This window comes from Salinivibrio kushneri (genome assembly GCF_027286325.1).
Taxonomy (GTDB): Bacteria; Pseudomonadota; Gammaproteobacteria; order Enterobacterales; family Vibrionaceae; genus Salinivibrio; species Salinivibrio kushneri_A.
The window spans coordinates 2,423,033-2,437,227 of sequence record NZ_CP114588.1; the positions used below are offsets into that span (position 1 = coordinate 2,423,033).

Below are 14,195 nucleotides of genomic sequence, written 5' to 3' on the forward strand. Positions count from 1 at the left end.
CGTTAAGAGAGACATTATGCACGCACATCCCTGGTGGAAAACGGCCACCATTTATCAGATTTATCCAAAAAGCTTCCGTGATACCACACGAACAGGGACAGGTGATCTGCCAGGCATTATCGAAAAGCTGGACTACTTTTCGGCCTTGGGCATCGACGCGTTATGGCTAACCCCCATTTATGTATCGCCACAAGTCGATAATGGCTACGACATTGCCGACTATTACGCGATTGACCCTAGCCTAGGCACCATGGACGACTTCGACACCCTGCTCGCCGAGGCGCACAAACGTGATATCCGTATCATCATGGATATTGTGATTAACCATACCTCAACCGAGCATCCTTGGTTTCAATCGGCGCTTGCCAGCAAAGACAGCCCCTATCGCGATTACTACATCTGGAAAGATCCGGTTAACGGTGGTGCCCCAAACAACTGGCAATCAAAATTTGGCGGTAGCGCTTGGCAATGGCATGAACCGACCGGCCAGTATTACCTCCACTTATTTGCCACCGAACAGGCCGATCTTAACTGGGAAAACCCTGAGGTGCGGGCAGCCGTCAAAGACGTAATGGCCTTTTGGGCCGAGAAAGGCGTGGATGGCTTTCGACTCGATGTGATCAATTTGATCTCGAAAGATCAGTCCTTTCCCAACGATCATCAAGGCGATGGTCGCCGTTTTTATACCGATGGCCCCCGCGTCCACGAATACTTGCAAGAGATCAGCCGGGATATTTTTCAGCATTACGGCAGCGTCACCGTGGGCGAGATGTCTTCGACTACCTTAGAGCACTGTCAGCAATACTCCGCGCCGGATGGCAAAGAGCTCTCCATGGTGTTTAACTTCCACCACTTAAAAGTCGATTATCCGGGCGGCGAGAAGTGGCGACTGGCGCCGTTTGACTTCTTGGCCCTAAAACAGCTTTTCCGCACTTGGCAACACGGCCTGCATAATCAAGGTTGGGGCGCACTGTTTTGGTGTAACCACGACCAGCCGCGTGTAGTCAGCCGCTTTGGTGATGACCGCCACTATCGGGTTGTCTCCGCCAAAATGCTTGCCACCGCGATTCATATGCAGCAAGGCACGCCTTACGTGTATCAAGGGGAAGAAATTGGCATGACCAACCCTGGCTATCAGCGTATCGATGACTATCAAGACGTTGAGAGTCGCAACATGCACCGTCTGTTGTGCGACCAAGGCATGCCAGAAGGGGAAGTGCTGGCCATTCTGGCGGCACGCTCGCGCGATAATTCACGCACGCCTATGCAGTGGGACAGTTCAGCAAACGCCGGTTTTACCAAAGGCACACCGTGGCTCAAGCCTGCGCCTAATTATGTTGACGTCAATGTCGACACCGCACTGGCGGATAAAAACTCGGTGTTCTATCACTACAAAAAGCTGATTTCCCTGCGTAAAACCTTACCCGTGATCCGTGAAGGCGATTATCAGGACTTGCTGCCTGACCACCCGCAGCTGCTCGCGTATCGCCGCGATAATGGCGACAGCCAACTGGTGGTAGTATGTAACTTTTATGGCGAATCGGTCACAGCGACCCTACCTATCGCGCCTGCCCCGAACGCAGACGTGGTGAGCCATAATTACCCAGAAGCCAAGCCGTTGATGCCAGAAATGCAATTGGCACCCTATGAAGCCTTGGTGTACTTGATTAACCCTGCGTAATCCACAAAAAATGGCACGCCTTGGCGTGCCATTTTTGCTAACACAAAGAGTTGCTTTGGCTACTGACGCAACGCTCGCTCGCCGCGTGCAATGCCCACCACGCCACTGCGTGCAACTTCAATGATCTCGGTAATTTCACCCACCGCGCGAATAAAGGCATCCAACTTGTCACTGTCGCCCGTTAACTGCACGGTGTAGAGCGAGTTCGTGACATCTACTATCTGCCCTCGGAAAATATCAGCGGTGCGTTTTACCTCCGCGCGGGCAAAGCCACTGGCTTTCACTTTCACCAACGCCAGTTCACGCTCAATGTGATCACTCTCGGTCACATTGCTCACTTTCAGCACATCAATCAGCTTGTGCAGGTGCTTTTCGATTTGCTCGCGGTCAGCGTCGCTGACCACTGACGTGGTGATATTTAAGCGCGACAAGGTCGCATCATCGGTGGGTGACACCGTCAGTGATTCAATGTTGTAGCCACGCTGAGAGAATAAGCCCACCACGCGCGACAAGGCACCGGGCTCGTTTTCCATTAAAACCGATACAATACTGCGCATTAGGTTCTCTCCGTTTTGCTCAACCACATTTCATTCATCGCCCCACCGCGTACCTGCATCGGATACACGTGCTCGGTCTCATCAACATTGATATCGACAAACACTAAGCGATCTTTCATCGCCAGCGCCTTTTCTAAGCCCGCTTCTAGCTCGGAAGGATGATTGATGCGCATCCCCACATGACCATAGGCCTCCGTGATCGCAGCAAAGTCCGGCACCGAGTCCATATACGAGTGCGAATGGCGGCCTTGATAAATCATATCCTGCCATTGTTTCACCATCCCGAGGAAACGGTTGTTGAGGTTAACGATCACCACCGGGATATCATATTGCAGTGCGGTGGAGAGCTCCTGAATATTCATTTGAATACTGCCATCACCGGTGACACATACCACCTGTGCGTCCGGCAGCGCGAACTTGACTCCCATGGCGGCAGGTAGCCCAAAGCCCATGGTGCCCAAGCCGCCGGAGTTAATCCAACGACGTGGTTTATCAAACGGATAATAGAGTGCGGCAAACATTTGGTGCTGGCCGACATCTGAGGTCACATACGCCTCGCCATGGGTGAGGCGATACAAGGTTTCAATCACTTGCTGGGGTTTAATCCGCTCAGGATCGGCGACATATTGCAAGCATTGGCGCTCACGCCAAATCTGAATATTGTGCCACCAGGTGCTGATCGCATCGCTGTCGTTATTGCCACCTTGCTCCACTAGCAATTTGAGCATGCTATTTAATACCGCATCCGCCGAGCCGACGATGGGAATATCTGCGGCCACGGTTTTAGAGATGCTGGAAGGATCCACATCAATGTGCATGATGGTGGCATCGGGGCAGTATTTTTCTAAGTTGTTGGTGGTGCGATCGTCAAAACGGACACCAATACCAAAAATGAGATCGGCTTGGTGCATCGCCATGTTCGCTTCGTAGGTGCCGTGCATGCCCAGCATCCCTAGTGAGTGTTCATGGGTGCCGGGAAACGCGCCCAGCCCCATCAAGGTGCTGACTACCGGAATGTTTAGGCTTTCTGATAATTGGCGGATTTGCTCGCCGCAGTCGGCCATGATGGCACCGCCACCGACATACAGCACTGGCTTTTTCGCTGCCAGTAGCGCTTTTAAGCCACGTTTGATCTGCCCTTTGTGTCCCGAAGTCGTCGGGTTATAAGAGCGCATACGCACACTGTCTGGGTACTGATAAGGATGCTTTTGCGCCGGGTTCAGCATGTCTTTGGGGATGTCCACCACCACAGGACCGGGACGTCCTGTCGCAGCAAGATAAAAAGCTTTTTTTACAATATTGGGAATATCTTCGGCACGCTGGACTAAAAAGCTGTGTTTGACCACTGGGCGGGAGATCCCCACCATGTCGCATTCTTGGAAGGCATCATTGCCAATCAGGCCGCTCATGACTTGGCCAGAAAAAACCACCATGGGGATCGAGTCCATGTACGCGGTGGCAATACCGGTAATCGCATTGGTTGCCCCTGGGCCTGAAGTGACTAGCACCACCCCCACTTCACCCGTGGCACGTGCGTAACCATCAGCCATGTGCACGGCGGCTTGTTCGTGGCGCACCAACACATGGTCGATATCACTTTTTTCGTGTAATGCGTCGTAAATATCCAGCACCGACCCGCCTGGATAGCCAAAAATATGTTTTACGCCTTGATCGATCATGGATCGCACGATCATCTCGGCACCGGATAACATTTCCACTCTACGCCTCCCTGTTCGCATAGTTAGGACTTACTTTTAGCCTAATCTTGCCCCTTACTCTTGGATGTACTGGTGGTCACTCACCACGCGGGCATCTATACCAAATACTGGCGGTAAGGCGGCGTTAGATTGTCACTTGGCTTGCTTCGGATGAAGCTGCAATCAATGTAACGTTTTATTTGCAAAACTGTCTATTAGCTAACCAGTATTTACATTTTTAATCTAAATGTTGAGTGAATGTTGCTGGTTTACGCTGATCACGGGGCAGAAAATTGGAAATATCCACTATAAAATCGCCACTTTGCCAGATTTGCTATCCAGGCGTGGGAAGGGAAAAGGAGGAAAAGGCATAAAAATAACGGAAACAAAGGAAGATTCTCAGCCATGAGAAATCTTCCCCCGCTTTAACGCACCACGACTAAGGCTGATACATGGTGTCAATGTGGTGTTGGTAACGTGAAAGGATCACTTTGCGGCGCAGTTTCATGGTCGGCGTGAGCTCGCCACTGTGCATGCAAAAGCCCTGTGGCAACAAGGTGAAGCGTTTGACTTGCTCAAATTTGGCCAATTCATGTTGCAAACTCTGCAAACGCTTTTCAAACAAGGCCACCACATCGGCGTGTTTTAGCAGCTCTTTGCGATTTTGATATTCGATATTGGCCGCCCGCGCCCAGTCTTCTAAGGCATCGAAACAAGGCACAATCAAGGCCGATACAAAATGACGCGCCTCGGCCACCACCGCAATCTGATCAATAAAATGATCGCGCACCAAAGCGCCTTCTACCCGCTGTGGCGCGATGTACTTACCACCAGAGGTTTTCATCAACTCTTTGATTCGGTCGGTAATAAACACGTTGCCCTTGGCATCGAGATACCCCGCATCACCGGTTTTCAAAAAACCATCCTCGGTAAAGGTGGCGGCAGTCGCATCAGGCTGATTAAAGTAACCCCGCATCACCATTGGCCCGCGAACTTGAATTTCATCCTCCGCCCCAATGCGCACCTCCGCCCCTGGCATCGGGTAACCAATCGAGTGAGGATCAAAGCGCGTATCGTCCCAACAAGAAACCGTGGCGGTAGTTTCGGTCATACCATAGCCGAGCTTGACGTTAATGCCTATGGCATGGAAAAACGCACCAATGTCAGGGTCAAGACGCGCCCCACCGCATGGCATCAAGCGCATCTTGCCACCCAATAGCGCACGCAACTTACTCAGTACCAGCTTGTCGGCCAACGCTACTTGCCATTGTTGCCGTCGCGACGGTGATTGGCCAGCGCGTAACTGAGCAGCATGACGCTCGCCTTGGCGCAGCGCCCAACGGAACAAATGCGGTTTAATGCCGGTGGCCCGACTGAGTTTGTCGTGGATAGCGCCATGGATTTTTTCATAAAAACGCGGTACCGCACACATTACCGTCGGTTTGACCTCGGCCAATGCATCACGCACCTGAAGCGGGTTGGAGAGATAGCAATTGACCGCCCCACGATGAAGGACGTAATAACTCCATGCGCGCTCAAACACATGAGAAAGCGGCAAAAAGGCCAAGGACACATCATCCGCTCTCAATGCCAATACTTGATCGTGCACCTCCAACTGCGCCGCGATGTTGGCATAATCCAGCATCACCCCTTTAGGATCGCCGGTGGTGCCGGAGGTATAAATCAAAGTGGTCAAATCGTCCATGCATCGTGCATCAATGCGCGCATCTAACTCGGCTTGATAGCTGCGATCATCTTGCAATAGCCAACTAGCCCAATCCCACACCTTGGGATGCGCGGGAACCGCCGTTTCTTGGTTGAGGGCAACCACCCCTTTGACATTGGGACAGTGTTCAAGGGCAGCAACCGCGCTCTCTAGTTGCTCGTCACCGGCAAAAATCCATTGCACGTCCGCATCATTGATAATGAGTGCGGCTTGCTGGGCGGTGCTAGTTGCGTAAATCGGCACCGGCACGGCGCGAATTTGCAACGCGGCGTAGTCCAACATTGCCCATTTTTCGCTGTTCGGCGCAAAAATGGCGACGGTTTGCTGCACCTGACAGCCGGCTTTGAGTAAGCAGCGTGATAGCTGATCGATGCGTTCGCCTAGCTGGCGCCAACTAATGCTTATCCATTGCGTGTCTTGTTGGAAGCGGATAGCTTCGCGTTCATTCTGGCCGGCAATCTGCTCGCGGATGCGCGTGACGATATGGTTTTGGGTGTTCACGGAGTCTCTCTTGGCTCGCCGTTTGGCGAACACATGTACGCTCAATAATGACAGCGAGTTTACCGAGCGCACCATCAAACTCAAGAGAAATTGAGTGAATGCTCTAGCGAAAATGTAAAAACGTGATTCAGCCTTGTGAAAGTGGCTAATCGACGCGTGCGCCGCATATCGCGCTACCGAATCAAGCGCTGCAACCTAAGTGGGTGCGGGTTCATGCGCATTGATGAGCGATTAAAGTCCAAAATCGACTCCTCAACGGTTTCTGGATAGTCAACCTGAGCCCATAGATGGTGAAACAGGCTACGTGTTTGGCTTAGCTCCCCTTTTACCAGCCATTCCGCCAATGCTTGGGCAACATCTGGGTACCCAATCGCGCCCACGGCCGGTGCCTGCAACCATTCACGTACCGCGCTCGCATTCAAGCTATCCATACTGTGTGCTAGCCCAAGCTGAGAAAGTGTTGCGACATTACTCAACTGTTCAAACTGACCAGACAATGGTTTTAAAAGGAGCTTTTTCCCTAAACTTAACGCTTCCGATGGGAGTTCAAATCCCCCATTGGCGATCACGCCCTGGCACTGATGCAGCGCCGTGTGAAAGCTTTCTTTGCCTAAGGGCATGAGCATGAGGTTTTCACGCTGGTAAGGCGCATTAACCTCGGGGTGAAAGCAGATAAAAGGTTGGCTAAAGCGCAACAGTAGCTCACTGACTGCAGATAAAGATTCAAAGGGGAGATACACCAGCACTGCCCTCTCCGAATCGGGCGATGCCACCGCGTTAGCCGCTGCAGGCGCATCAATAATCGGGGGTAAAATCGGTTGATTAAAGTGATACCAATGCAAGCCAATGGCATAGTCGGTTGGCGCAAAATAACGCATGATAATGCGATTGATCAGCGTTTCCCCATGTTTGGGCACCGCATGAGAAAACGCCGCTTGGTGGCTGATGGCCACCGATGGCACGCCTTGCCGGCGCGCCGCCCACGCACTGATGGGCTCAAAATCAGAAATCACCTTATCGTAGCCTGATACATCAAGCTGGCGAATATCACGTCGTAGCTGTGTGAAACGATTGTGTCGCGCGGTGGCGAGCATATCAATTTTGCCATCACGGCTGACAAAGCTCATCCCGGTAAACGTGCGATAGTCACCAAATGCCGCCATATCGAAATAACGCTCGGCTGGCCGCCCAGAAAAAATAAAATCGACCTCGACATTGTACCCTGCCAAGGCACGAGCCATGGCGCGGGCTCGTGATATATGCCCGTTACCGGTTCCCTGAACACCGTATAAAAGCTTCATTAAATACCTGTTATTCCGTATAGATCGAAAGTGATACTGTGTGCCAACGTCGCGCACATCAGCCCTAACCCAGCGCCAACCACGATATCGCTTACAAAGTGCACGCCCAGTAACACGCGCGAAATACCGATTAGGCTGGCCCAGATGAACACCAAAAAGGTTAACGAAGGAAAGAAGGTGCTCAGCAATGAGGCCATGAGAAAAGCGGCGGCGGTGTGGCCTGATGGCATACTGTAAAGATCGGAAGGCGTGATAAAGGCCGGCAACTGCGAAGGACGTGCGCGCCGAAAACTACGTTTAAGTACCCAATAAATCGGGAGTTCGATGGCAAAAGCCGTCAGTCCTGTGAGCAAAAACCAGAGCCCGACCGCCTCATGAAGCCACCAAGCCGTGAAGCCAATCACCAGATAGAGAGGTCCGTCACCTGAACGGGAAACAGCACGGGCTATTTTCGCTGTGTCAGCGCTAAAGCGGTGAGATAAACACAGTGTCGATACCGTGTGGTCGAAGCGTTGAATCGCGGTAAAGCTTCTCATCCTGCCTCCCAATGCGGCGAGCTGATGGTTAAACTCTAGCCAGCGGGTATGACAGGTCGGTGACGTTATTGGGTCATCTCGATGAATTTACTTCGCCCCGTCGCCGCTTGAGGTCAGGTACGTTGGGACATATAAAAATAATGAAGACTGGACAAAGCCGCGCCAGAGCACAGCACAAAAATCTAACTTTTAGTTTTAAAACCAGTTTAATTAACCAGTTTTTTACCTTTGTATTGCGCAGAAAACGGGTTTTGTTTTTTTCAGATTGACGCTTTCCCCATCGCTCTGTTATTTCTGGTAACAGAATATTTACTGACGGACATCAGCATGACACTGTTTCACCTACGCCTCATCCTCCTCCTTATCGTGACCCAGTCGCGCGGGTAGGTTTTGGGCAGAAAACAGTGAATGCCAAATCTCAAAAACCCGCGCCAGACGCGGGTTTTTTTGTATCTAACGTCGCCAAAATAACATCAAGCACCAATTAAAGAGCCCTTCAAAGCGGCCAAGCAAACACAACAGGGAGTCACCCATGAGCGAGAACAGCCAAGTCATTCTGTTTGATACCACCTTACGCGACGGCGAGCAGGCGCTGTCAGCAAGTTTAACCGTCAAAGAGAAATTGCAGATCGCCCAAGCCTTGGACCGCTTGAAAATAGACATTATTGAAGCTGGTTTTCCGGTCTCCTCACCGGGCGATTTTGAATCCGTGCGCACCATTGCTGAGCACATGCAACATGCTCGCGTCTGTGCCTTGTCTCGCGCCGTGCCCAAAGATATCGATGTGGCCGCCGAATCCCTCAAAGCCGCTGACGCCTTTCGTATCCACACCTTTTTGTCCACCTCAACCATTCATGTAAAAGATAAGCTTCGCCGCAGCTACGATGACGTGGTCGAGATGGGAGTACGCGCCGTCAAGCATGCGCGCCAATACACGGACGATGTGGAGTTTTCCTGCGAAGATGCCGGGCGCACCCCAATAGATAACTTGTGCCGTATGGTCGAAGCGGCGATTGATGCCGGTGCGACCACCGTCAATATTCCCGATACGGTGGGTTACACAGTGCCGAGTGAATTCGGCAATATCATTGCGACCTTGTTTAACCGCGTGCCGAATATCGATAAAGCCGTGATCTCTGTCCATTGTCATGATGACTTGGGGATGTCGGTCGCCAACTCTATTGCCGCGGTGCAAGCTGGCGCCCGCCAAGTGGAAGGCACGATTAATGGCATCGGTGAGCGTGCCGGTAACTGCGCGCTGGAAGAGATTGCGATGATCTTGAAAACGCGCGCTGACTTGTTAGGCGTGGAGACAGGATTGAACCACACCGAAATTGCCCGCACCAGCAAACTGGTTAGTCAGCTTTGCAACATGCCTATCCAACCCAATAAAGCCGTGGTCGGTGCCAATGCCTTTAGCCACTCCTCCGGCATTCACCAAGACGGCATGCTGAAAAACAAAAATACCTACGAGATCATGACCCCAGAGTCGATTGGTTTGGGCAAAAAGGCGCTGAATTTGACCAGCCGTTCCGGCCGTGCCGCGGTGAAAAGCCACATGGATAACCTTGGCTACGACGAACAAGACTACGATTTAGACACCTTGTATCAATCTTTCTTGCAACTGGCGGATCGCAAAGGCCAGGTGTTCGATTACGATTTAGAAGCCTTGATGTTCTTCAACAACCTCAAAGAAGAGGACGACTTCTACAAGCTCAACTATTTGGGCGTGCAATCGGGCAGCCTAATGGCGACCACCAGCATCAAGTTGCAATGTGGCGACGAAGAAAAACGCGAAGCGGCGATTGGTAACGGCCCCGTCGATGCCCTTTATCAGTGCATCTACCGCATTACTGGCTACGACATTGAACTGGATAAATTCGATCTAACCGCCAAAGGGGAAGGGGAAGATGGTCTCGGCCAAGCCGACATCATTGCCAACTACAAAGGCCGTAAATATCACGGCACCGGGGTGTCGACCGACATCATCGAGGCCTCAGGTGAAGCGCTATTGCACGTGATCAATGCCATTTATCGCGCCGACAAAATCGCCCAGATTAAGGAACAATCCCACTTAAAACAGGAGACAGTATAACCATGGCCAGCGCACATCAGATTGCTATTTTGCCCGGTGACGGTATCGGCCCCGAAGTGATGACTCAAGCCGAGAAAGTGCTTGATGCGGTGAGTGAGCGATTCTCACTCACCTTGGAGCGTCAGCATTATCCTGTGGGTGGTGCCGCGATTGATGCCCATGGCTCACCGCTGCCCGCACACACCTTGGCTGGCTGTGAAAAAGCGGATGCAATTTTATTTGGCTCAGTCGGCGGCCCCAAGTGGGAGCATTTACCGCCAACCGAGCAACCGGAGCGCGGGGCCTTGCTGCCATTGCGCAAACATTTTGGTCTGTTTTGTAACTTGCGCCCGGCTCAAATCCATACCGGCCTCGAAGGCTTTTGCCCGCTGCGCGCCGACATTGCCGACCAAGGCTTTAATATCGTAGTGGTGCGAGAGCTAACCGGTGGGATTTACTTTGGTGAGCCCAAAGGGCGTGAAGGCGAAGGCCGCGAGGAAAAAGCGTTTGATACGGAAGTCTATCATCGCTATGAAATTGAGCGTATCGCCCGCATTGCCTTCCAATCGGCCCAGCTTCGCAACAAACACGTGTGCTCAATCGATAAAGCCAATGTGCTGCAAAGCTCGATGCTGTGGCGTGAGGTGGTAGAAGAGGTGGCAAAGGACTATCCGGATGTCCGCTTAAGCCATATGTATATCGACAACGCCACCATGCAGCTGATTAAAGACCCGTCGCAATTTGATGTGATGCTGTGCTCGAATATTTTCGGCGACATCATCTCCGATGAGTGCGCCATGATCACCGGCTCAATGGGCATGCTGCCATCCGCGAGCTTGAACGCGAGTAAATTTGGTTTGTATGAACCCGCCGGCGGCTCTGCCCCCGATATCGCGGGTAAAAATATCGCCAACCCAGTGGCACAAATTCTCTCCGCCGCGCTCATGTTGCGCTACTCGTTAGGCGAGGAAGACGCAGCCTGCGCGATTGAGCATGCAGTCAGCCAAGCGCTGGCGGCCGGTGAGTTGACCGCCGATCTAGCGGGTAACAGCCCCGCATTGAGTACCGAACAAATGGGCGATCGTATCGCCGCCTATATCCGCCAAGGCGCAGAATAATTACCCGTAAGGATACGAGCTATGTCGAATGCAAACACCCAGCAAGGCGCCAAGACCTTGTATGAAAAAATCTATCAAGCCCATGTGGTCACCGAGCAGCCAGGTGAAGCGCCGCTGCTGTATATCGACCGTCATTTGGTGCACGAAGTGACCTCACCACAAGCCTTTGATGGCCTGCGTGAAAAAGGGCGTCCGGTACGCCAAGTGAGCAAAACCTTCGCCACCATGGATCACAATGTCTCCACCGAAACCAAAGACATTAACGCGTCAGGGGAAATGGCGCGTATCCAAATGGAAACCTTAGCCAAAAACTGTGAAGAGTTCGGTGTCACCCTGTACGACTTAAATCACCCTTACCAAGGCATTGTGCATGTAATGGGCCCCGAGCTTGGCATTACCCTGCCCGGCACCACCATCGTCTGTGGTGATTCGCACACCGCAACCCACGGTGCCTTCGGCTCCCTCGCCTTTGGTATTGGCACCTCAGAAGTCGAACACGTACTGGCCACCCAAACACTCAAGCAATCCCGCGCCCGCACGATGAAAATTGAAGTCACGGGCAAAACGGCCCCCGGGATCACTGCCAAAGATATTGTCCTTGCGATTATTGGCAAGGTCGGTCATGCCGGCGGCACCGGGCATGTGGTGGAGTTTTGCGGGGACGCCATCACTGCCTTGTCGATGGAAGGGCGAATGACGGTGTGCAACATGGCCATCGAATTAGGTGCCAAAGCTGGCCTGATCGCGCCGGATGACACCACCTTTGCCTACCTAAAAGACAAAAAATTTGCCCCTAAAGGCGAGCAATGGCAGCAAGCCGTTGCGTATTGGCAAACCTTGCACTCAGATGCCGATGCGCACTTTGATCGCGTGGTCACCCTCGATGGCAGTCAAATCCATCATCAAGTCACATGGGGCACCAACCCCGGCCAAGTGGTCAGTGTGCATGATAGCGTGCCTGCTCCAGAGAGCATGACCGACCCGATAGAGCGCCACTCGGCTGAGCGAGCCTTAAAGTACATGGGACTGACACCTGGGCAAGCCATTAACCAAATCAGCATTGATAAGGTCTTTATTGGCTCTTGCACCAACTCACGGATTGAAGACATGCGCGCAGCCGCCGCGGTCGCTAAAGGGCGGCGTGTGGCAGAGGGTGTGCATGCCATGGTGGTACCTGGCTCCGAGCAAGTGCGCGCACAAGCAGAGCAAGAAGGGCTGGATGTGATTTTTCGCGAAGCGGGCTTTGAGTGGCGCTTGCCCGGCTGCTCAATGTGTTTGGCGATGAACAACGATCGCTTAGGCCCCAAAGAGCGCTGTGCGTCCACCAGCAACCGTAACTTTGAAGGCCGCCAAGGCCGTGAAGGCCGCACCCACTTGGTCAGCCCTGCGATGGCCGCCGCCGCTGCTATCGCCGGTCACTTTGTCGACGTTAACCAATTATAAGGAGGCCTTATGTCAGGCATACACACTCACACCGGCATTGTTGCCCCATTGGATGCGGCAAACGTCGATACCGATGCGATCATCCCTAAACAGTTTTTGCAAAAAGTCACCCGTACTGGCTTTGGTCAGCACCTGTTTCACGATTGGCGCTTTTTAGACGATGCGGGCAAGCAACCGAACCCTGAGTTTGTGCTCAATCAAGCGCGCTACCAAGGGGCGAGCGTGTTACTCACCCGCGAAAACTTTGGCTGTGGCTCGTCACGCGAACATGCTCCTTGGGCACTGGATGATTACGGCTTTAAAGTGATTATCGCCCCCAGTTTTGCCGATATTTTCTATGGCAACTGCATCAATAACCAAATGGTGCCGGTGACCCTTGAAGAAGGCCAAATCGATGCTTTATTTGCGTATGTGGCCGAAAATGAAGGCGCGACGGTAACCCTCGACTTGCCCGCCCAAACCATCCGTGCCGGTGAACACTGCTTTAGCTTCCAGATGGATGATTTTCGCCGTCATTGCTTGTTGGAGGGGTTAGATAGCATTGGCCTCACGCTTCAGCACGACGCTGACATCTCACGCTTTGAGCAACGCATCCCGGACTTTTTGTCATAAGTCACCCCCTTTACGCCCATGCCACCGATAAGCGCGATCTTCTTCGCGCTTATTGGTCACACCCCACTTTTTTCCATTCAGCATGAAACAAACAACGCATTCGCTTGGTCTAGTCTGAAAAGAAGGCTTGCTGAAAATAAGGACGGGCAATGCAAAAACGTTTGATACTTCTATTCTGTTTGGTTTTTCCGCTGTTTAGCCAAGCGGCTCCCAAAGCAGAGTATTGGGCGATGTGGGATGCGCATAACCCTGACAGCCAGGCGACCTTCACTCATCACAGCTGGCAAGTATTACTGGATAAGTATTTGCAACCTCAGGGGCAACACACCTTATTTAACTATGCGGCGGTCACCGAGGCTGACAAGAAGGCTCTCGATCATTATATCCGCATGCTCACCGCGCGCGACCCTCGCACGCTGACCAAAGACGAGCAATACGCGTATTGGGTCAACCTTTACAATGCGGTCACCGTGACGCTGATTTTGGAGGCCTATCCGGTCAGTTCGATCACCAAACTCGGTGGGTTATTTAGCTTTGGCCCTTGGGATGATGAAGTGGTCACGGTGGCAGGTGAGCCCCTTACCTTGAATGATATTGAGCACCGTATTTTGCGCCCGCTCTGGCAAGACCCGCGTACCCACTATGCGGTCAACTGTGCCAGTTTAGGTTGCCCAAACCTGCAACCCAAGGCCTTCCAAGCAAACGCGCTTGAGGCACAGCTCGAGCAAGCCGCCTATACCTTCATTAACAGTGATAAAGGCGTGAGTCAGCAAGGAAAAAAATGGCAACTCTCCTCAATTTATGAATGGTTTGAAGCTGACTTTGGTGGCGATAAGCAAGGCGTGATCGCTCACATAAACCAGTATCGCGATATTCCATTGCCACAAGAGGCAATATTGGAATACGACTACAACTGGGATCTTAACCAACTCGGCAACTAAAAGGCTTG

General features: G+C 52.4%; 11 protein-coding genes. 6 read left to right on the forward strand and 5 right to left on the reverse strand.

Annotated features, from left to right (window positions below):
- The first annotated feature begins 16 nt into the window (after positions 1-16).
- Entirely contained in the window at positions 17-1,681 is a 1,665-nt protein-coding gene (gene treC / locus N8M53_RS11145; protein WP_269578826.1) for an alpha,alpha-phosphotrehalase, read from the forward strand.
- A 59-nt stretch (positions 1,682-1,740) separates the two neighbouring features.
- Here the strand turns inward: treC and ilvN are convergent, their stop codons facing one another.
- From ilvN to N8M53_RS11170, 5 genes are all read right to left on the reverse strand, one after another.
- Entirely contained in the window at positions 1,741-2,238 is a 498-nt protein-coding gene (gene ilvN / locus N8M53_RS11150; protein ID WP_021023377.1) for an acetolactate synthase small subunit, read from the reverse strand.
- Complete coding sequence (locus N8M53_RS11155; RefSeq protein WP_269578827.1) at positions 2,238-3,956, reverse strand: acetolactate synthase 3 large subunit; 1,719 nt, start codon at positions 3,954-3,956, stop codon at positions 2,238-2,240. The genes ilvN and N8M53_RS11155 overlap by 1 nt, the downstream gene beginning before the upstream one ends.
- Positions 3,957-4,374: 418 nt before the next feature.
- Positions 4,375-6,162 (reverse strand): AMP-dependent synthetase/ligase, encoded by a 1,788-nt coding sequence (locus N8M53_RS11160; RefSeq protein ID WP_269578828.1) that lies wholly within the window; start codon positions 6,160-6,162, stop codon positions 4,375-4,377.
- Positions 6,163-6,335: 173 nt separating this feature from the next.
- Positions 6,336-7,403, reverse strand: a complete 1,068-nt coding sequence (locus tag N8M53_RS11165) for an MJ1255/VC2487 family glycosyltransferase (RefSeq protein ID WP_269578829.1) — start codon at positions 7,401-7,403, stop codon at positions 6,336-6,338.
- Positions 7,404-7,462: 59 nt separating this feature from the next.
- Complete coding sequence (locus N8M53_RS11170; RefSeq protein WP_269578830.1) at positions 7,463-7,999, reverse strand: phosphatase PAP2 family protein; 537 nt, start codon at positions 7,997-7,999, stop codon at positions 7,463-7,465.
- 532 nt (positions 8,000-8,531) lie between these two features.
- On the opposite strand from N8M53_RS11170, the gene leuA reads away from it, so the two are divergent.
- From leuA to N8M53_RS11195, 5 genes are all read left to right on the forward strand, one after another.
- A complete protein-coding gene (gene leuA, locus N8M53_RS11175) occupies positions 8,532-10,094 on the forward strand; it encodes a 2-isopropylmalate synthase (RefSeq protein WP_269578831.1) in 1,563 nt (520 codons plus the stop codon).
- 2 nt (positions 10,095-10,096) lie between these two features.
- Entirely contained in the window at positions 10,097-11,191 is a 1,095-nt protein-coding gene (leuB, locus tag N8M53_RS11180) for a 3-isopropylmalate dehydrogenase (RefSeq protein ID WP_269578832.1), read from the forward strand.
- 21 nt (positions 11,192-11,212) lie between these two features.
- Positions 11,213-12,634, forward strand: coding sequence for a 3-isopropylmalate dehydratase large subunit (gene leuC, locus N8M53_RS11185; RefSeq protein WP_269578833.1), 1,422 nt, complete (start codon positions 11,213-11,215; stop codon positions 12,632-12,634).
- 9 nt (positions 12,635-12,643) lie between these two features.
- Complete coding sequence (gene leuD / locus N8M53_RS11190) at positions 12,644-13,246, forward strand: 3-isopropylmalate dehydratase small subunit (protein ID WP_269578834.1); 603 nt, start codon at positions 12,644-12,646, stop codon at positions 13,244-13,246.
- Positions 13,247-13,395: 149 nt separating this feature from the next.
- Positions 13,396-14,187: a DUF547 domain-containing protein gene (locus N8M53_RS11195; RefSeq protein WP_269578835.1), complete on the forward strand. Its 792-nt coding sequence runs from the start codon at positions 13,396-13,398 to the stop codon at positions 14,185-14,187.
- Positions 14,188-14,195: the final 8 nt, after the last annotated feature.